Annotated in this window: 14 protein-coding genes; 1 reads left to right on the forward strand and 13 read right to left on the reverse strand. The window is 63.1% G+C overall.

Annotated elements, in window-relative coordinates; translation table 11 throughout:
* Position 1: 1 nt before the first annotated feature.
* Genes tagF through tssA form a run of 13 tightly spaced genes read right to left on the reverse strand, consistent with a single transcriptional unit; the run spans position 2 to position 16047 of the window.
* Positions 2-541, reverse strand: a complete 540-nt coding sequence (gene tagF / locus CIT26_RS06640; protein ID WP_095491823.1) for a type VI secretion system-associated protein TagF — start codon at positions 539-541, stop codon at positions 2-4.
* A complete protein-coding gene (gene tssM, locus CIT26_RS06645; RefSeq protein WP_095491824.1) occupies positions 523-4059 on the reverse strand; it encodes a type VI secretion system membrane subunit TssM in 3537 nt (1178 codons plus the stop codon). The genes tagF and tssM overlap by 19 nt, the downstream gene beginning before the upstream one ends.
* A gap of 1 nt (position 4060) precedes the next feature.
* On the reverse strand, positions 4061-5383 hold the full coding sequence (icmH, locus tag CIT26_RS06650; protein ID WP_095491905.1) for a type IVB secretion system protein IcmH/DotU: 1323 nt from the start codon (positions 5381-5383) through the stop codon (positions 4061-4063).
* 4 nt (positions 5384-5387) lie between these two features.
* The gene (tssK, locus tag CIT26_RS06655) at positions 5388-6722 is read right to left on the reverse strand and encodes a type VI secretion system baseplate subunit TssK (protein ID WP_095491825.1); all 1335 of its coding nucleotides are present in this window, start codon (positions 6720-6722) and stop codon (positions 5388-5390) included.
* A gap of 39 nt (positions 6723-6761) precedes the next feature.
* Positions 6762-7214, reverse strand: a complete 453-nt coding sequence (tssJ, locus tag CIT26_RS06660; RefSeq protein ID WP_095491826.1) for a type VI secretion system lipoprotein TssJ — start codon at positions 7212-7214, stop codon at positions 6762-6764.
* Positions 7215-7218: 4 nt separating this feature from the next.
* Positions 7219-8685 (reverse strand): type VI secretion system-associated FHA domain protein TagH, encoded by a 1467-nt coding sequence (gene tagH, locus CIT26_RS06665; protein WP_095491906.1) that lies wholly within the window; start codon positions 8683-8685, stop codon positions 7219-7221.
* Positions 8682-9749 carry a type VI secretion system baseplate subunit TssG gene (tssG, locus tag CIT26_RS06670; RefSeq protein ID WP_095491827.1) on the reverse strand — a complete coding sequence of 356 codons (1068 nt, stop codon included), beginning with the start codon at positions 9747-9749 and terminating at the stop codon, positions 8682-8684. The genes tagH and tssG overlap by 4 nt, the downstream gene beginning before the upstream one ends.
* A complete protein-coding gene (gene tssF, locus CIT26_RS06675; RefSeq protein ID WP_095491828.1) occupies positions 9713-11587 on the reverse strand; it encodes a type VI secretion system baseplate subunit TssF in 1875 nt (624 codons plus the stop codon). The genes tssG and tssF overlap by 37 nt, the downstream gene beginning before the upstream one ends.
* 1 nt (position 11588) lies before the next feature.
* Entirely contained in the window at positions 11589-12344 is a 756-nt protein-coding gene (gene tssE / locus CIT26_RS06680; RefSeq protein WP_095491829.1) for a type VI secretion system baseplate subunit TssE, read from the reverse strand.
* The gene (locus tag CIT26_RS06685; RefSeq protein WP_023801311.1) at positions 12331-12786 is read right to left on the reverse strand and encodes an Hcp family type VI secretion system effector; all 456 of its coding nucleotides are present in this window, start codon (positions 12784-12786) and stop codon (positions 12331-12333) included. Before CIT26_RS06685 ends, tssE begins: the two co-directional genes overlap by 14 nt.
* Positions 12787-12834: 48 nt before the next feature.
* Complete coding sequence (gene tssC, locus CIT26_RS06690; RefSeq protein WP_095491830.1) at positions 12835-14340, reverse strand: type VI secretion system contractile sheath large subunit; 1506 nt, start codon at positions 14338-14340, stop codon at positions 12835-12837.
* Positions 14341-14343: 3 nt separating this feature from the next.
* Positions 14344-14883, reverse strand: a complete 540-nt coding sequence (gene tssB / locus CIT26_RS06695; protein ID WP_095491831.1) for a type VI secretion system contractile sheath small subunit — start codon at positions 14881-14883, stop codon at positions 14344-14346.
* Between the two features lie 6 nt (positions 14884-14889).
* Positions 14890-16047, reverse strand: a complete 1158-nt coding sequence (gene tssA / locus CIT26_RS06700) for a type VI secretion system protein TssA (protein WP_095491832.1) — start codon at positions 16045-16047, stop codon at positions 14890-14892.
* Positions 16048-16381: 334 nt separating this feature from the next.
* On the opposite strand from tssA, the gene tssH reads away from it, so the two are divergent.
* Positions 16382-19132: a type VI secretion system ATPase TssH gene (gene tssH / locus CIT26_RS06705; RefSeq protein WP_095491833.1), complete on the forward strand. Its 2751-nt coding sequence runs from the start codon at positions 16382-16384 to the stop codon at positions 19130-19132.
* Positions 19133-19309: the final 177 nt, after the last annotated feature.

Below are 19309 nucleotides of genomic sequence, written 5' to 3' on the forward strand. Positions count from 1 at the left end.
GTCAGGGTGCCCCGACTTCAGTTCGCGCCGCCCGCATGGCCGGCAGGCCATTGGCCGCAAGATCGTGGATGTCGCTGAAACTGAACTCCTTCACCTCCCAATCATCGCTCCAGAATGCGATCCTTTGCGCGTCCGCGCCTGCGCCAGGCGGCTCCAGCTCCTGGAGATAATCGGCCAGCCGCGTCTGCGAGGAATGCTCCTCCACACATCGTTGAAGAAGGTCGGCCACCGCATCGAACCACGGATCGCTCGCGTCGGGCGCCGACCCTAGCCGCACGATGGCAAACGGATAGCGCCGTCCGACGCGGTCCTGGCTCATGCGCCAGACGCCGGCGCAAGGCTGATCGCCAAAAATCCCGGCCTGGACAATAAAGCGCCAGGCGCGCGGATCGAGTTCACCCTCGTCGGGCCGCGCGCGCAGCTCCATCGAAATCCACCGATCCCAGCGATCGATGAAGGTTCGCGGCAGGTTCGAGGCGACGAAATCTCCGTTCGCCGGAATCTTGCCGAAAAAACCGGTGCTCATATCTGCGGCGGACATGAGAATTTCTTGAACATCTGGAGATTGTAAGGGTTTTCGACGCTCGCGGCCTTGAGCTCAAAGTCGGCGTACATGCCTTGCGTCCCCAGTCGCAGGCTGTAGACGTCGGACAGCGAGGTGCCGGTGAAGCGGCCGCTGCGCAGCAGCCTCAGCCACGCCCAGCTGCCGGTTTCGTTCAACATGACTTCGGGCGAGCCGTCGATCGGCTGGAATGCGAGCGAGATGACGCCGGTGCCGTCCTTGCCGGGCCAGGTCATCGGTTGCGGCCGCGTCGCGTTGTTGTAATAGACGAGGTTCTGGCCATCAAGATTGAGCGTCACGCGCGTCACGTTGGGCGACAGGTCCGTCGGTTGGAGTGTGAAGCTCATCACCGGCCCGGTACCGCCTGGAAACAGATCGTCGCGGATCCGCCTGGCCTGTTCGAACGCCGCCAGGGCCGCCGCGTCGAGGCCAAAATCGGCGCGCCATTTCCATGGCTGGCTGGCGGTGTCGACATAGCTGATCAAGTGGTCGTTGATGAAGGTGTCGATCATCCCGGCCGGCCCGAACAGGCGGGCGAAATCGCGGACATTGACGTCGACCGCGCTTTCAGGGCTGAACGGATAGCGGTCGTTCAGCGCCGCCTGGCAGAACGGCAGGATGTCGGCGCGCCAGATGGCGTTGAGTTCCGAGGTGACCGCCTTCTGTGTCAGGCCGCTGGTGTCGCCGGCAATGCCGCCGAGCCAGTCGTCGACCGGATCGGGCAGGATCTGTGCTTGCCTGGCGACTGCTCCCGTCAGTTCGGCCAGGCCACCCTGCTTCTTGATGGCGTCCTGCGGGTCGGGGTTGGCCGTGACCGTCTGCAGCACGTTCGAAAGTGCGGTCAGCGCCACCACCGCGGCGTCGAGTGCCGGCGGTTGGCCGTCGACCTCGGCGATCGCCCCCTTGAGCGGCTTGAAATGTTCGGCCACCAGATTGCCGGTAAGGTCTACCTCGTTGGCGGATCCTGCGCGCGGCAGCAATTTTGCGCCTGTCTTGGCCAGCTTGCCAAGCTTGCCGAGTTTGCTGAGCAGTTTCGAGCCGCCCTTGGCTGCCGCCTTGTTGTCGGCCGGCGCTTCATCGGATCGGATCAGCTCGGTCTCCTGAACGACCGCCGTAAGCAGGCGCTTCAGCGCAGAGTCGGCACTCGAAAGGTCCTTGAGGTTCTCGCTGGCGACATTCAGGTCGGCCAATGGCGCGAGCCTGATGTCGCGCAGGATGCTGTCCCATTGCGCGATGTAGTCTTCGTAATAGAGTTTTAGAATATCCTCGGAGAGCGCCGAAACCGAGGTTTCGGAATTTTCCGAACAGCCTCCGGCGAAGACCGCCCGATCGAGCGCCGCCTGGGCGGCGACATCCTCGATCCGGTCGAGAATGGCATCGTGGAAGCCGGAATAGGTGAACGCGCCTGAAATGCCGACGCGCAGCGTCTTGTCGGAACGCCGTGCAAAGACCTTGGCGCCGTTGGGGCCGGCGAAATTTGCCGGGATCCATTCCTTGAGTCCGGCCACCGCCGGATCGGCCAGCAACTGTCTGTAGGCACGCGCCGGCAGCGAAATCGTGCAAACTGTTTTCAGCGCCTCGGCAACCAGCGCCTGATCCGCGGCGATGTAGCTGTCGTCGACCGCCATGCGGCGGATCGCGGCAAGCTGGTGCTCTTCCGCGTCGGCGGTCGGAAAGGGCGCCGCCGGTGCGAATTCCGGCAAGTCGTTGACCCACCAGCTCTGGACGTAATCGGCGTCCATCTGCGACAGGCCGGTCATCATGCGATAGGTCTTCAGCGCCCCCAGCATGAAATCCGGATCGCGGATCTGCCGCCACATGGTCGCCTCGAGCAAAGCGACCATGTGCGGCTCGAGGACGTTGCGCAGAGCGTGGTCGTAAGTGTCGGCCTGCGCCCGCAGCAGCTCTGCCGACGCCGACGGCCCGAGCAGGTCCTGCGCACTGCTCGGCGGTGCGGTTCGGGCATTTGCGACCTCGGCCATAGCATTGAGCGCGCTGTCGATGGCGGGCTGCTCCACCGATGCCGGGCTCGCGGCTGCCGCGGTCAATGGCGCCTGCAGCGCTTCGAACTGGCCCGCCTGCGCTGCGATCGCGTTGCGGTTGTCATAGTAGGACCAGGTGAACATCGCACCGGCCAACAGGGCTGCGGCGGCACAGGCGGCCGCTGCGCCACGCCAGATCCAGGCGCGGCGGCGCTGCGCCAGCGGATCGAACGTTCCCAGGCCGGCTTCCCTGAAAATGACCTCGGTCAGCAGGTTCTTCAGGAAAAAGCTGCGTTTTTCAACGCGCGGCGCCGGCATCGCCCGTCGCGGCGGAAGACCGAATGATGAAGACAGCGCCGCGGTCAGCCGGTCGATAGGCGCCCCTTCCTGGGTCGCCGACGTCAGATAGAGGCCGCGCAGCCAGGCGGCTTCTTCGTAGCGGCTTTCGCCGAACATCGCCTCGACCAGCACTTGGATTGGCTCGGACAGGCTCGTGAGCTGGGCGGGAAACCTGAAAATCTCGGCGCGGGCGGCGAGTTTGTCCTCGTCCTCCAGGCGCGGCACCAGCCGCCGCTCGAGTTCCGTCGCAAGGGTTGCGATTTCCCGTTCAATGGTCTTTGCGTCGACACGCGCATCCAGCGCGAAGGTCGTGCCCCACACCTGCTCGCGCGAGGCCGTCGACAGGCCGCCGAAGAAAGCCTCGAAACCCTTGATCAGATCGGCCTTGGTCAGCATCAGATAGACTGGAAGGCGGATTTCGAGCCGGTCGTTGAGCTCTGCCAGGCGCCGACGGATCTTGCGGCCATGAGCCTTGATGGCTTCGTCGCCCTCTGAAAGCGCATCGATCGAAAGCGCGACGATCACGCCGTTGAGCGCCCGGCGGCCGCGATGCTTTTTCAAGAGGTCGAGGAAGCCCAGCCATTCCGCCGCATCGACGTCCGGCTGGCTCTCCTGCTGCACGTAGCGGCCCGCCGTGTCGATCAGAACCGCGTTCTCGGAGAAAAACCAGTCGCAGTTGCGCGTGCCGCCAACTCCCTGCAGGTCGTCGGTGAGGTCGATCGGAAAGGTCAGGCCGGACTGGCGCAAAGCCGTGGTCTTGCCTGTGGCCGGCGGCCCAACGATCACGTACCACGGCATCTCGCGCAGGAACTTGCGTCCGCCCAGCTTGCGGCGCTTCAATTCGGCCATCACCTCGGCGAACTTGGCGCCGACGGCGGCGACGTTCTCTTCGCCGGGGCTCAGCGGCTTTTCAACCGCTGGCGCAGCGATTTCGGCGACGAACATGCGGTTGGCTCGGATCGCCCGGCGCTGCGCGACGATCAGCCAGATCAGCCAGAAGATGACCAGGAGCGCAATAATGACAATGCGCACATTTTCCGAGGCGAAGGGTTCGTAAGCACCGACCCTGACGATCGGGCCGAACACCCAGATAACCAGAGAAAGCAGCGCGATGCCGATCAGCGTCCACAGCCAGCGCGATGTCAGAACCGCCCAGAGGAAGCGCAGGATGAACATCTCACAGCCTCTTTTCGACCAGCACCTCGACGCGGCGGTTCAAGGCCCGTCCCGCGCGGGTGCTGTCGTCGGCCACTGGATCGGTAGCTGCACGTCCTTCGAAGCGAATGCGGTCCTGCGGCACACCGTTCTGGACCAGCATCTCGGCAATGGTTGCTGCGCGCGCTTCAGACAATCTCTGGTTGGTGGAAAGCGGATTGGACCGTTGCAAAGGAACACTGTCGGTATGGCCGACCACTGTGATGTTGCCGATCAGTTCCTGATTGGCCAGGATCACTTTGGCGATTGAACCAATCAGCGGTTCGAAGCCTTCGGTCAGTTTCGGCCGCGACGACTGGAACAGTTCGGGGTTGGAGGCCTGAATGATCAGCCTGGCCAGCGAAACGCTCTCGGTGCCGCTTAGCGCGGCTCTGAGATTTGCCGGCGCTCCGGCCTGAAACTCCGGCACCAGCGCGAAATCCACTGCCTCCGGCGGCGGCGCGTCGGCCGGTGGCGACGTGCGGCTGATATCGCCGCGCGTTGGCGGCGGCAGAGCACGAACGAGCGTCGAAAGCTCGACCGCCTGACTGCTCAGTCCCATCGACAGCCCGAGATAGATTGCCGTGGCGATAACCGCCGCACCGAGCCCCATCACCCAGATCGGAACGATGAAGCGCTGCGGCTCGTCGGATGCGATCACGCCTTTCCAGTTCGGCGACAGCGGCGCGCCGTCGGCGTCGGCATCGCGCAGAAAGCGCGCCGCAGCAACGCGAACGGCATTGAGCGAGCGGTCGCCCGACCGGCCCGGAACACGATATTTGCCGCGGAAGCCGAGCGCCAGGCAATGATATTGCAGTTCGAGCAGTTCGCGATCCCGGTTCGGATGCCGCTCCAGTTCGTCGAGACGCGTGAAGAACTGCGTGCCGGCATCGACATCGCCTCGAAGCATCACCACAAGCGGCTGGCGCGGCCATGCGCTGGCTCCGCCCCATGGCGTGTTCAAGGCCAGATCATCAAGCAACGCCGCCACCACCCAGGCTGCCTGGTCGGCGCGCTCCAGAGAGGACCCCGCCGCCATTGCCGCGTCACGTGCCCGAACCAACTCATCGAGCAACCGGGTGCGCAACGCCTCCGGGTTTTCCGGCGGCAGCGCGCTTTCAAGCTCGGGCGCGAACTCGAGCAGGGGCGCGAATGCGTTGACAAGCGTGTTGGGATGCGTACGCGACCGTTTGATTGGCGCACCCGACAGGAGTGGCGTCATCGGTCGCGGCATCGGCGCACTGGTCAGTCGTATGCGGGTGCGTTCGCGATCCTCCGACAGTCCGAAAGGATCATCCCGGCTCATCATCTCACCTGTTTACCGAATAGCAGTCCACCTGCGGCTCGCTCGGCAGTACACCTGACACGCCGATGACGAAGCCGGGGGCATCGAGCAGCGAGGCCCAGTGCTCGCTTTTCTGATCCAGCTCAAGGCACAGCCGATCGCCATCGTAGGGGATTTCGCGGGGCTGGGAATGAAGCGGTTTCAGCGGAATGCCGGGTAGACGGGATTTCCACAGGCCCTCGAACTGATCGGCCGAACCGACAGTCGCCTGGTTGACGAAAATCTTGCGCAAGGCGTCTTCCGACAGCTCGGAGCCGACCCGGATGACGATCCGGCTAGCCACCAGCAGCTTCGGGTTGTCGATGCGGATTTTCCAGACGTTGGTCGAATGCCGCATGACGGGCAGTGCGCGTGATTTAGGCTCGATGTAACGCAAACTCAGGATGAGTGAGCGCAAGGCGTCCGCCAGCGCCGAATAGGCGGGGCCGGGCGCCATATGATCGTAGGCCGGCAACTCGCTCAGCCGCCGCGCGCTCGAGCCATAGGTCGCCATTGAACCGGCAAGACCGGCAAGCTCCAGGTAAAGCTCGGCCGGATGGAAAACATCCTGCGCCAGCATGTGGGCCAGTCGCGGACGCGCCGCATTGGCGAGATTGAGCATCAACAGGTCTTCGACGCTGCGCCCTGGCCCGCCCATGACCATTTTGCCATGCGCCTCGGCGATTTGGTCGAGGCCGGTGACAACTTCCAGAAGCAACTGCCGGTACCAGGCCACCGCTCCGGTAACCAATGTCGGCGGCAGGAACGTCTCATCCAGGGAGACGCCGCCATCGGCTCGAACCCCTTTGATGTCGGCTATGGGCAGGGCGGTGTAGCCACCAACCGATTTTCCGGGTGCAAGCAGCAGCGCCTGCGGACGGGCGATTTCGATTTCTTCAGGATCCGAACCGCCCTGGACCGCGTCGCGGACCGAAACGATGCGCCCATGATAGCGCGCGCCGGTGGATGCGGCGTGCGCCGGATCGAAGCCGACACCGCCGGCAGGCTCGAGCGGCAGGGCGACCAGCACCGGTCCGGCGCCTGTATCGGCAGTAACCGGCAGCGGTCGTGGCGCGTCCATCAGGTCAGGGATGGAGAAGGGGGTTCCATCCGGAAAGATGCCCCGGGCCGACAGGATGGAGACCTGGCCGGCATCGAGCATTGCCTGGTCCAGCGCCAGCTGCTGAAAGCCGAACGTATGGAGCTGCCCGGCCTGCAACGCGCCGCGCACGGTCGCCTCGAAAAAGCGATCCTGCTGCTGAAAATGCTGGGTCCGGAGAAACAGGCCTTCGGACCACAGCACCCTGTTTGCATCGCTCATGCCGCTACTTCCTGCATCGAGCACCCCTTGCCCTGGCCGCTAGGCGGAAATGCCGCCACTGCCAAGCGTGACGTTGACGGTTACTTTTGACCCCGGCGACACCGACTTGGTTGTACGCCAGTTCCGGCCGCCAGGCTCGCGAACGAGGGCAACGAAGCCCAGCGCAGCCGCGTCCGGCTCGACCGTGATGGTTTTGGATGCGGTTTTTCCAGGTCCGATGGAGATCTGGTCGGATCCAATGAGATCGCCTGCGAGTGCGGAGCCGGCATCCCCCTGCAGCGCGAAATAATCGGCCGAGTTGAATTTACCGGTGCTGCGCAGCCGCATCACGAGGACCGTCACGGGCCGGTCGCCGCCACCTGGTCCCGGGTTCATGCCGGCCGCGCCGGTCAGGTTGACGGTGACCGCGGATGGTTTTGGCGGACCGCTCTGGCAAGCTGCAAGCAGCCCGGTTGCGCCCAGGGCAACGATAAATTCGCGGCGATCGATCATTTTTTCACTCCTCCTCATATGCGTCCCGAAAATCAGCGCCGATTTCGCCGAGGAAGCTCGATTCCGCACTCTGGGCGATTTCACGATGGCGTTTCTGGTATAGCTCCCACAGCTTGGCGCTGCGCCCGCCCGAAAGCAGGGTGCCGATCGCGGAACTCGATTTGAGCTCTTCCTCGATCGTTGCCGGGTCGAAACGGTCAATCATTCGCCGCAAGGCGGATTGCACGCCTCGCCAGGCGCGCACGTGATGTTGCGCGAGATCGCGGACGGCGTCGGCGATTGCCGCTTCGCCGGCCAGAAATCCGGGGCTGCGCTCCGCGATGATGGTCACGATGGCGTCGTCGACCGTCGGCAGAAACTTGAGCGGATTGACTTCAGAGGCCCCCACCACCGTCTGGGCGACCCGAGCGCTTCCCTTTTCCTCGGCTCGCTTGCGCAGCAGCTGCATCAGGCCTTCCATCATGAGCCGGTACTCGCGACCGAACTTCTCCATTTCCGCGACGCTGTCACGTCCGGGAAAATCGGCTTCCTCGATGCCCATGCCACGCAAGAACGCAGTGCGAAGGGCCATGTTCGCCTGTTGCGCCGCTGCCAGGGAGGGGGCGGGTCTGGGAGCGACGCCGGCACGTGGCGGAGGCGGGATATCTGGCGCCTGGCCGGGCAAATCCCAGGGATTGCCCGGCTGTGGGCTTCCGGCGACATGTTTGCGGTGACCGGTCGAGCCGGCGCCGTTTCTCAAATCGGGCGATGCGGCCGGTCCGAAACCGAAATCGTCATCGAATGATCTTCTTGGAGCGGACTGGCCTGGAACGGGCTCGGTTGCACCGGAAGGCGTCGGATCGAAGCTGAAGGGGTCTGCGGGGCCTGGCGCACCACGTGGTTCGGGATAGCCAGCGCCTTTCGGCGCGGGCGTTGCTACCGGATCGAGGCTGAACGGGTCGTCGAAGGCCGGCGAACTGCGCTGGCTGGCGCGCTCGAACGCTCCTGGAATCGGCTGCTCGAACGGGTTCGGCAGATCGGCCGGACGCGGTCGTTGCGGCTCTTCTTCGACCGTGGCCGAAAAGAAATCATCGCGGCCGATGCTTACCGGCGCTCGTGATGCCGGCGGCGACCGTTCCGCGAACGATTGGCTGGCTGCCGGTGCTTGAGCGTCCGGCGTCTGCAGATCGACGCATACGATGTAGTCGCCCAGCCTCAGCCGCATGCCGTTTTGAAGACGGACCGAGGTGCCCGCGCCGAGCGGGCTGTCGGAGTCGTTTATGAACAAGCCGCTGCTTGATGTGTCGGTGACAAAATACCCATCCCGCCCGCCGGTGATCCTGCAATGGGCGCGCGAAACGAACATGTCGGGATCGTCGATCTGCCAGCCCGCGTCCGCGCTACGGCCGATCACCAGTTCACCCTCGTCCAGCCGGGTCTGCCGTACCGCCTGGGTGCGTGGCCCGTGCTCCAGCGTCAGCAGCAGGCTCATGCCGCGACCTCCGCCATTTCCGGCCGCCATCCGACGATTGTCCGCAGCCGCATGTCGTCAGCATCGCCCCTTTCAGCGGGCCGCGCAAGCCAAGTGGTTCGGCCGAGCTGTACCGCTCCGATACGCGGCTGCGGCACTGCTTCGCGCGCGAGCACGATCCGCAGATCGACGTCGAGCGATTCCCCGACCATGTCGCGAACCGCCTGCTTGAACATCTTCAGACGTTGACCGCCCGGCAGGAACGCCTTGAACTCCTCATACCCGAGTGGGCCGACGCGGAGTTCGATCCTGCTTTGGCGGCTGAAAACGCGCGGGCCGATCGTCGCCCCGCGACCCAGCATTGCGTAAGCTTGGGCAAGTCGGGTCTGGAGCGTCGCCGGTATGGTCATCCAGGCGGCAACGAACTCCTTGATCTGGACCGGCACCTTGAACGCTTCCGCCAGGAACAGCGTCAGCCGCTCCGGACCGTCAACCTGGCTGGCGAGCGCCGCCGCTTGGCGAAGCTTCACGGCGTCGAGATCGGGATTGTGGGTGCCGGGAAGTCCGATTCCTGCCATGGCTTCAAGCATGGCCCTTACGCGGCCGCCGACCGCACGTTCAACCTGTACCGCCGGATGCGCGTCCGCCCAGGCCCGATAGTAGAGGGCGATCATGCGGTGCTGGAGAATATTGACGAAATCCACGAACGTCGTGTCGGCGGTCTGCCGTGCGTCAGCGCCGGTGAACCAGCGCTGCGACAGACGATCGAGCACCCAACGTGTCAAATGGAGCGGCATCGGGCCTTCCGGTCCCATCAGTCCGAGATTTGCAACGGTAACCCGGGCCGGCGTCTTGTCCTTCGCTTGGCGGAACGCAACCACGTCCTTGGCGGAAAAGCTAAGACGCACATGCTGCCCGAGCCTTGCCGGCTCGCGATCCGCATGGCCGGAATAGCCGAACAGCCCGCCCTTGCGCTCGAGCCGGCGCAACAGTTCGAAAAAATCGAACGTATCATCCAGCTCTTCGACCTGGTCCAGGTCGAATTTGTCTAGATCAGGTAGCGATTGCCGGGCGTCATCGGCCATGGCACATCCTCCTGCTTCTGCAGCAGCCGCGTGCGGGTCCGCACAAAGCCGTTTATTCCGGCGTGACGGGCAAACAGCCGTGCAAGCAAGGCTGAAAGCAGCAATGTGCTTTGCCCAGCCAGGACCGACTGGTCCACATGCAGCGTCACTTCCGTGCCCCGTCCGAAGCACATCGGCCCATCGATCTGCAGCCGTTCGATGACGGACCGCGAGTCGATGCGAATGATCGAGTGCACATTGCGGGCGAGGCTCGGATCTCCCCGGTCGGCATAAAGATCGAGCAGCGCATGCAGCGGATCGATACCGCGGCCTTCCTTGGCAAGGCTGAGAAAGTTGAGCGCCAGCTGCGCCACCAGCCGCCAGGCGAGATTGTCGGCGCGGGATTCGCCTTCGGCGCCCGCCGGCAGCGCGGCTGGGATGGCCGGTTGGGGCGGGCGCAACGCACCGATAAGCCGGACCGTTTCGACCGGATCGCCTGTCTCCAGCGTCAACGTAGGGTTGTCGTCGAGGATCGGCAGATCGCGGTTGGTGCAAAGCGCCATGATGTCGAGACGCTTCAGCGGCCGGTTCGCCGGGCTTCCGACCGGCCGTGAAACCGATAGGAAAACGTCGTCTCCGGTGTATGAGGTGCGGGTCAGCCCGTCGCGTCGTTCATCTTCGGTGGCCCGGCGAGGGCGCCGTTCGGTGGAATAGACCCAGCCATTGCTGCGGTTTTGCCCCAGGCTGAAGAGCTCCGGAATTTCGGCGTCGGGGCCTTCGGCGTCGGCGTCCTCGACGCGGGTCACCCGATAGATTTCGAAGTCGCGCGCCCGCGTGCGGTCGGCATGCAGCACTTGCCGCGTTCTGCGCGGATCAAGCTCGATGACGTTGCAGTCACGCTCGAAGAGGTTGATGATCGGCGTCGCAAAAAGTTCGAAATCCGCCGGCGTCACATCGGCAAGTTCGGGTACTGGGCGCCGGAACATGAAGATGATCTCGACCCCGGCGACGCATCTGCGCACGACCGATTGCAGTCCTGAAACCCGCACGTAGTGAAAGCGCTCGGGCATCATGAAATATTCGCGCAGCAGACGGTACCCTTCGAATGTCGGACGGGTACGAGGCATCAACGCCTCGTCGTCGCTGATGCCGACCATTTCGGGCCCTGGCAAAGGCGCTAGCGGATTGGCCTTGCCCTCGGCGCGTGCACCAACGGCCGAGCAGGCGCCGAAAATCGCGTCGAACAGCAATGGCGCTTTGGCGCGCCCGGCAAAATAGAAATCAAGCCGATCAAGCGCCAGTTCGTCGAGCTTGCCTTTCCCGGCCCGACCCAGCGTGATACGCAGCGCCGCCTCGCCGCCAACGCCGCCGATCGGTGTTATGCCGGCCGCTGCCAACCCGCTGCGATCCTGGAAATAGCTGACCGACGTAATCGTTATCGGCCACAGCGTCGTTTCCTGCGCGGTGGTGAATGTGCAGCGCGTCGACGGTCCGGGTTGCAGACTGGACACCAGCCGCGTGTTCCGCTTGACGACATGGCCGGCAATCATCGACTGGACCTGCTGGCCGGGTTTCAGCACTGCCATCGCCGTTGCCGGCGCCGGCGTAACCAGATCGGGATAGAGGACATCGAGCACGCTGCGTGAAAACCGCGAACGCTCGGCATCGACTTTCAACCGGGTGCGCGCAGCCAGGAAAGCGACGCCGTCAAGCAGCCGCTCGACATAGGGATCCGGGCAGGGCACGGTATCGAGCGAAAGATTGCGCGCCACCGCCGGATGCATGTCGGCGAATTCCGCCGCGAGTCCGCGGATATGGGTCAGTTCCTCCTCGTAATATTCTACGAAGACCCGATCCATCTCAGCTGTCCCTGAATTCGGTCCGCGCCAGGCCGTTATCGAGATTGATCGTGGTGCGCAGGCGCATGCGTTCCGGCGTCGGCGTCATGATCAGCACAGCGTCTATCTCGATCTTCAGGCCCACACTCTTGTCACCAAGGGTCACCGTTACCTTGGTTGCGCTTTCCTTGAGACGGGGCTCGAACGTGGCAAGGACCGAGCGGATCTCGCGCGCCAGGGTCTCGCGATCAAAGTCGCGCGACGAACGGCCCGAAAAGGAAGGCACGCCGTAGTTGACCACACTTCGGCGCACCTCCGGAAAATCGGCCAGCGATGGCGGATTGTCTGCGACCTGTTCGCTTTCGAAATCGGAAAGAAGCGGAACAGCTTCGAAACGCTCGGTGTTGAACAAGGCCTCGATGTCGCGCCGCACAGCCTCCTTGAGGACGCGAGCCGATACGACCACGCCACGGCTTTCGATCTCCGCGCGGTGTTGGGTCTGAAGGGCCAGGCGATGCAGACGCCGCCTCTGATCGGGTGTCAGCTCCGCGTCGGCATCGATAAGCCGCGTGCTGTCCGCAAGCAGGGTATCCAGCCGGTCCTCGCCAAGCTCGTCCTGTAAGGTCTGGCGCAGCCCGTCTATCTCGGAGGTCACGCCCGGCAGGTCGTTGACGAGGCGGTCCCAAAGAGAGGGCTGGACCGCTTCGCGTTTCGCTCGCGAACTGCCGGTGATCTGTAACTTGTCCGAGCCGGGCCGCCGGGCCTCACTTGCCGACATAGACATCCATTTCGATTTCGTCATCCTTGTCATAGACGAACTTGATCTTCTTGTAGGCGAAGCTGACCTCCTCCTCGATCAGGTCTTCCTCGTCCTCGGCCTGCGACATGTCGTATTCCATGATCGATGCGTCGGTCAGGGTAACGACCAGATAGTCGCTGGTCTCCCCATCGATGGTCCGGCGGGCGGAGAACACAACTTCGTCCAGCGCCTTGTTGTCGAACAGCGCCTTTTTCAGATAGGGCGACGACTTGTCATAGTGCTTGGTGAACTTGATCATCCCCAGGGACACACGACCGCGGCGTGAGAGCGAATTCGGATCGTACGGCGCGATTATCTTGTAATCGACCCCATGGACTTCGATTTCATCCTCGTGGCCGTCTCGAACGCTTGGACCTTTGATATCCGGAACCTTTAGAAAACCATCAATTTTCACTGGCATTGTCTTTCTCCACCGCTTTCAAACAGAACAAGGTGTGGTTGCTGCAAATCAAGTCTTTACGGACGGCAGTTCCGACACCAGCCGGAGCGAAGCGTTAATGCCCTCCAGCTGGTAATGCGGGCGCAGATAGAAGCGAGCATTGTAATAGCCCGGCCGCCCCTCCACGCTGTCCACCTGGACCTCAGCGGCAGCAAGCGGGCGCTTGGCGCGCGCTTTGTCGTCGGCAAAGGCCGGGTTGGCCAGCACGTATCGGTTGATCCACTCGGTCAACCAGATCTGCATATCCGACCGCTCCTTGAACGACCCTATCTTGTCGCGCGCAATGGCTTTGAGGTAATGCGCAAAGCGGGAAACCGGGAAAAGATAAGGGAGATTGGCGCTTAGCCGCTCGTTCGACTGTGCGTCGGGATCGACCAGCCGCCCGGCACGTGTCTCGTCGTCCTGCAGCGAATGCGCGCCGATGAAAGCCGCCAGATCCGTATTTTTCCTGTGCAGGATGGGCATCAGGCCGAGCTTGGCCAGTTCTGCCTCGCGCCGGTCGTCGATGGCGACTTCCGTCGGACATTTCATCGCCACCGATCCGTCATCGGTGGGGAAGCTGTGCACCGGCAGGTTGATGACCGTGCCGCCATTCTCGACGCCGCGGATCTGTGTGCCCCAGCCATAGAGCTTGTGGCTGCGGTTAATGTTCACCCCCATCGGGAAGGCGGCGTTCATCCAGACATATTTGTTGTGGTCGCCCTGGACCTCTTCCTCGAAAGTGAAGCCCTTCACCGGAACGGTTTCCGAGCCATACGGCAGTCGCGCCAGAACACGTGGCATGGTCAGGCCGATGTAGCGCGCGTCTTCGCTCTCGCGCAGCGATTGCCACGAGGCATAGGCCGGGTTCGAGACGATCATCTGCAGGTCCTGCGGGTTCGGCAGTTCCTGCCAGCTATCCATGCGGAACAGCCGCGGGTCGGCGGCTGCGATGAACGGCGTATGCGCGGAGGCGCAGATGCCCGAGATGTTGCGCAACAGGCCGACGTCACGCGGATGGTTCGAGAATTCGTAGGCGCCGATCAGGCAGCCGATCGGCTCGCCACCCAGCATCGAATACTCGTCCGTATAGACCTTCTTGAAGATCGGGCTTTGATCCCACATCTGGCCTTCGTAGTCTTCAAGCGTGTCGGCAAGCTGAACCTTGGAAATGTTCATCACCCGGATCTTCAGCTTCTGATCCGTCTCGGTGTTGTTGACGAGATACCAGAGGCCGCGCCATGTGCCTTCCATTTCGCGCACTTCCGGCGCATGCAGGATCTCGTTCACCTGGGTCGTCAGCATCTTGTCGATGCCTGATATCAGCGACTTGATCGACTTGATCGCGTTGGACGAGATGGTCGTGGTATCGGAGCGGGACTGCGCCGCCAGCGCGAGATTACGGACGAGTTGCTGCAGCTTCTCGCTGTCGTCCTTCTTGACCTTGAAATCCTTCTCGAGGAGCCCGCTGAATTCTCCGAGGTCGATGGCTTCCGCCTCAGCGGCGACGGCTGCGGTTTTTTGTTGTTCGGCCATGATTTACTCCTGAACCTTGTCGTCGTCGGATAATGCCTGGTTGGCGATCTTGCCGAGAAGCGGCTCGTTGTTCAGAAGTTGCGCGATGCGCTTTTCGGCGTCGACACGGCCGTCCATGAAACCGAGCAGCTCCTCGAGCTGACGACGCATCTTGAGGATCTCGGCCAATTGCGGGACTTGCTCGGCGATCTTGTCCGGGGCGAAATCGCCCATTTTGGTGAAGGTGAGATCGAGTGCCAGCTCTTCGTCCCGCTCGGCGCCCTCAGCCTGAGGCAGCGTATTCTTCACACGGGCTTTGACGCGCGGCCCGAGCGCCTCCATGAAACGGGGGAAGCGGTTGGCGTCAGTCTCGACAAAGGAGCGGTCCAGTACCGATTTCATCGCTTCCCTGGTCTGTGAAGCGCCGGAAAGGTCCGCCATCACGCCCATGACGAACGGCAATTCGATCGTCGTCGGGCTGCCGTAGGTTTCCACGTCATAGGCGATCTGCACGCGCGGTGCGCGATTTCGTTCGATGACCTTCGCTTTACTTTCGGCTGGCATGGCTTGTTACCTTTCATCCTTCTGAGCCGTCTTCTTGGCATCGGGAACGCCGGCAAGAAGCCGGAATTCCTTCAGCCCCGACGGGGCGAGATCTTCCATCAGTTCAACAAAATCCATATGCACCATCCGGCGCACGCGGCGGGCAAGGTGCGGGATCGGGCTCGACGGTTCGGTGCGGTCATAGAAGGCGACGACGAGGTCGAGGCATTTCACGACGTCGTCGCGCGAGGCAATCCGATCAGGGAGCCCCGTGCTCGGTTCCGCGTAACTTGCCATACTTGCCATCGGATCGGCTCCATTACCGTTTCGAACAGGCGTTGCTGGTTCTGCAGGCGCGGAAACAGGCTTTGCGGTGGCGCCGGCGGCCGAGTTTCGTTCGAGGGTCGTCAGCAAACGCTGCAGAAACCGCTTTAATTCCGGAACGGTGGCGCCGCTGCCCTCGATGCGGGCATTGAGGGCGGTCTCCACCGCCTCGAGGGCCGCGATCGCGGCGCGCGCATTGGCAAAGAGCGACGTCATCTCCGCGCCGGCCTGATCGATCTGTGCGACGCATGCGCTGCGCACCCGGTTCACCAATTGGCTGTGTGCGCTCGCCAGAGCCGCCTTTTCGGTCGCGTTCAGTCCCGAGGCCGCTTCCTGAAGCATGACACGCTCGTCGAGCGCGCCCTTCTCCAGATCCTCGCCGAGGATCGGGCCGATTGCACGCGGCGCGAAAAACGTCATTTTCCGCAAATCCTTGAGCAGGCCATCCTGACTGTTCTGGAGGTCAGTCAGCGCATTGATGCGGCGCAGGGCGGCGTCGCGCGGCGTAGCACCGGACCGCAGGGCCGGGTGCATGGTTGCCCAGTGCTGATCGAAGGTCTGCGCTATGAGGGTCAGGCCCTCAGCCAGCCCGGCCAGCCGATACTCGTTGGCCAGAGCACGCGTAACGATGACGAGGAGGCGCAGGTCCCGGCCGTGTGGACGCAGCTCTTCGGCCTTGGTGAGCACGGTGGACCAGTCGATCGGAACGGCAACTTCTAACTTAGCGTTCCCTTGATACTCGACCTTTTTCTGCTGCTCCGTCAGACGCTCCAGCTCATGAAAGGCTGGATCGTTGCGCAAATCTTCCCCTGACGGATTTTCACCGTCCAGCGGATTCAGCCAGAGTGCGAGATCGATCACACCATCCCCCAGCGAGCGGCTCTTGGGCCGTGCGTGACCCAACGTTACCACACTGCGACAGTTTACCACAATTTAGTTGTCGCTCAATCTTAATGGAAGCTTGCAAGCCGGTGCCTGAGCTCGAAATCGCAGGCGCGATTGTCGAACCCCGTATGTGAATGCATCGCAAACAGGCGGGGCGTTCCATGGCTGTCGTAGCCGATGTCGCCGGCTCGTGCCGGGATGGAAGAAGTCGATTGAATCGAACACCCGGACGCCCCGCTCATAAACGCTCTTTGTCAAGTCGCTGCTTATGTGGCAGTTTGTTGGCTGGCAGATTGGAGGGGCAAGTTCGATGGAACAGCGCCGGTCGTCGCAGAGCTTTAAACGCAAGGAACTGGTCGGCAAGCTCAACCCCGTCTGTTTGCGCGCCTTCAAGGCTGCGGCCGACACCGCCAAACTGCGCGGCAATCCCTATGTCGAGCTCGTCCACTTCGTCGAGCAATTGGTGCTTTCCGAGCGCTCGGATGTGCAACTGATACTGGCAGACGCCGGGGTGGATGCGAGCCGGCTCACGGCCGATATGACCCGCGCCGTCGACAAGCTGCCTTACGGCGCCACTTCAATCGAGGAATTTTCCGATCACATCTTTCACGCCATCCAGGAAGCGTGGAGCCTGGCGGGGCTGGAATTCAGCGTCGAGGAAGTCCGCAGTGCGCATATTCTGCTCGCCTGCCTGAAGACGCCGGTGCTGGAAGGGCTGCTGTCAAAGATAAGCGGCGAATTCGACAAGATCGATGCGCAGGCCGTCATTGCGCGGTTCGCAGATGTCATGGAGGGTTCACTCGAAGCTGGCGCCTCGACTGCGGTTCCCGCCTCCGAAACACCGCGGCGGGCTCCGGGCGGGGATTCGGCGCTGGCGAAGTATGCAACCGACCTGACCCAGCGCGCTCACGACGGCAAGATCGATCCGGTCGTCGGGCGCGATCCTGAGATCAGGCAGATCGTCGATATCCTGATGCGACGCCGGCAAAACAACCCGATCCTGACCGGCGAGGCCGGGGTCGGCAAAACCGCGGTCGTCGAGGGCTTTGCCTTGCGCATCGCCGAGGGCGACGTGCCGCCGACGCTGCAGGGCGTCAGCGTGCGCATGCTCGATGTCGGCCTGATGCAGGCGGGCGCAAGCGTAAAGGGCGAATTCGAAAAACGGCTGAAGGCGGTCATTGACGAGGTCCAATCCTCGGAAACGCCGGTCATCCTGTTCATTGACGAAGCGCACACCTTGATCGGCGCCGGCGGCGCAGCAGGAACCGGTGATGCGGCCAATCTGCTGAAGCCGGCGCTGGCGCGCGGTGAGCTTCGCACGATCGCGGCAACGACCTGGGCCGAGTACAAGCAGCATATCGAGAAGGATCCGGCGCTCACTCGCCGTTTCCAGGTCGTCAAGATAGACGAGCCGTCGGAAGCCGTGGCCGTTCTCATGCTGCGCGGTGTCGCCGGTGTCCTCGAGCAGCATCACAAGGTGCAGATCCTCGATGAGGCGATCGAGGCGGCGGTCAGCCTGTCCCACCGCTACATCCCGGCGCGGCAACTGCCCGACAAGGCCGTGAGCCTTCTCGACACCGCCTGTGCCCGTGTCGCCATTTCGCAGCATGCCACTCCTGCCGAGGTGGAGGACATTATGCGCCGCCGCCAGGCGCTGGAGGTCGAGCGCGCTATCATCGGCCGCGAGGCAGCGATCGGCATCGGCGTGGCCGACCGGCAGGCTCGGGTCGAAACCGGGCTTGCCGAGACCGAACTCACGCTCGCGGCCGCGCAGGAACGTTGGGATCGGGAAAAGGCGCTGGTTGGCGAGATACTCGAATTGCGCGCAAGGCTGCGCGGCGAGGGTGTGCCGCTCGATGCCGTGGAGCCTCCGGAGGCGGTCGTGGAAAGCGCAGGCGCCGATGTGCCCGAGATCGAAACGCCTGAAACCGATGCGGATCAGACGGCCACTGCCGATCCTTCTCCACCCGATCCGGCTGCCGATCTCGCGCGGCTGCGGGAGCTGATGGCCGAACTGGCGGAAGCGCAGGGCGAGACGCCGCTGATCCTGCCGTCGGTCGACCGCAACGCCGTGGCTGCCGTGGTGCAGGACTGGACCGGCATCCCGACTGGCCGGATGCTGTCGAGCCAGACCGAAAAGGCGCTGCGGCTCGCCGCCACTCTGTCCGAACGCGTGGTCGGTCAGGATCACGCCATGGAAATGATTGCCAAGCGCGTGCAGACCAGCCGGGCCGGGCTCGGCGCGCCCGAAAAACCAGTGGGGGTTTTTCTGCTCTGCGGTCCCTCGGGCGTCGGCAAGACCGAAACCGCGCTGGCCCTGGCCGAGACGCTCTACGGCGGCGAGCAGAACCTCATTTCGATCAATATGTCCGAGTTCCAGGAGGCGCACACGGTCTCTACCTTGAAGGGCGCGCCACCCGGATATGTCGGCTACGGCAAGGGCGGCATCCTGACCGAGGCGGTCCGGCGCAAGCCCTATTCGGTGATCCTGCTTGACGAGGTCGAGAAGGCGCATCCGGACGTGCATGAAATCTTCTTCCAGGTCTTCGACAAGGGGATGATGGACGACAGTGAAGGCCGGCGGATCGATTTCAAAAACACGCTGATCCTGCTCACCTCGAACGTCGGCTCCGAAGTCATCATGGACCGGACCAGCAGTGGCACGGTACGGGCGGGCCTCGACGATCTCGACACCGCATTGCGCGCCCCGCTGTTGAAGGTTTTCCCCGCGGCCTTCCTTGGCCGGGTGGTAACCATCCCTTACTACCCGCTCTCGGACATGATGATCGAAGCGATCACCCGCCATCAGTTCGCCAAGATCGCCCGCCGGCTGCGCTTAAGCAGCGATGCCGAGTTGGTGATCGGTGACGGTGTCATGGATCTGGTCAAGGCCCGCTGCACCGAGATCGAATCCGGCGGGCGAATGATCGACGCCATTTTGACAAACACGCTTCTGCCGGAATTGAGCCGCGGCGTGCTGAACCGGTCGCTCGAGGGCGAAAAGATGACGAAAGTGACTGTCGGAGCCTCCGAAGGAGGTTTCACCTATTCTTTCGAATAGCTCAGCAGCAATTCTATAGCTCCAGTGCTTGGTACCGGAGCCGTAGGACCGCCTGGGGTGGAGGGGGGCCATTTACTGAGCCGTCTCAAAACGCTGTCGCGAACCTTGTCTCACGCCGTACTATACTGACCAAGCCAACCTGCACTACTTTACTTCGCAGTTAGGGGAATTGCTTCA

Source organism: Mesorhizobium temperatum (assembly GCF_002284575.1).
GTDB lineage: Bacteria > Pseudomonadota > Alphaproteobacteria > Rhizobiales > Rhizobiaceae > Mesorhizobium > Mesorhizobium temperatum.

What these genes read in the sequence shown, in the direction of transcription:
- tagF (WP_095491823.1), bottom strand. Translation starts at nt 541, where the DNA reads ATGTCCGCCGCAGATATGAGCACCGGTTTTTTCGGCAAGATTCCGGCG.
- tssM (WP_095491824.1), bottom strand. Translation starts at nt 4,059, where the DNA reads ATGTTCATCCTGCGCTTCCTCTGGGCGGTTCTGACATCGCGCTGGCTG.
- icmH (WP_095491905.1), bottom strand. Translation starts at nt 5,383, where the DNA reads ATGAGCCGGGATGATCCTTTCGGACTGTCGGAGGATCGCGAACGCACC.
- tssK (WP_095491825.1), bottom strand. Translation starts at nt 6,722, where the DNA reads ATGAGCGATGCAAACAGGGTGCTGTGGTCCGAAGGCCTGTTTCTCCGG.
- tssJ (WP_095491826.1), bottom strand. Translation starts at nt 7,214, where the DNA reads ATGATCGATCGCCGCGAATTTATCGTTGCCCTGGGCGCAACCGGGCTG.
- tagH (WP_095491906.1), bottom strand. Translation starts at nt 8,685, where the DNA reads ATGAGCCTGCTGCTGACGCTGGAGCACGGGCCACGCACCCAGGCGGTA.
- tssG (WP_095491827.1), bottom strand. Translation starts at nt 9,749, where the DNA reads ATGGCCGATGACGCCCGGCAATCGCTACCTGATCTAGACAAATTCGAC.
- tssF (WP_095491828.1), bottom strand. Translation starts at nt 11,587, where the DNA reads ATGGATCGGGTCTTCGTAGAATATTACGAGGAGGAACTGACCCATATC.
- tssE (WP_095491829.1), bottom strand. Translation starts at nt 12,344, where the DNA reads ATGTCGGCAAGTGAGGCCCGGCGGCCCGGCTCGGACAAGTTACAGATC.
- CIT26_RS06685 (WP_023801311.1), bottom strand. Translation starts at nt 12,786, where the DNA reads ATGCCAGTGAAAATTGATGGTTTTCTAAAGGTTCCGGATATCAAAGGT.
- tssC (WP_095491830.1), bottom strand. Translation starts at nt 14,340, where the DNA reads ATGGCCGAACAACAAAAAACCGCAGCCGTCGCCGCTGAGGCGGAAGCC.
- tssB (WP_095491831.1), bottom strand. Translation starts at nt 14,883, where the DNA reads ATGCCAGCCGAAAGTAAAGCGAAGGTCATCGAACGAAATCGCGCACCG.
- tssH (WP_095491833.1), top strand. Translation starts at nt 16,382, where the DNA reads ATGGAACAGCGCCGGTCGTCGCAGAGCTTTAAACGCAAGGAACTGGTC.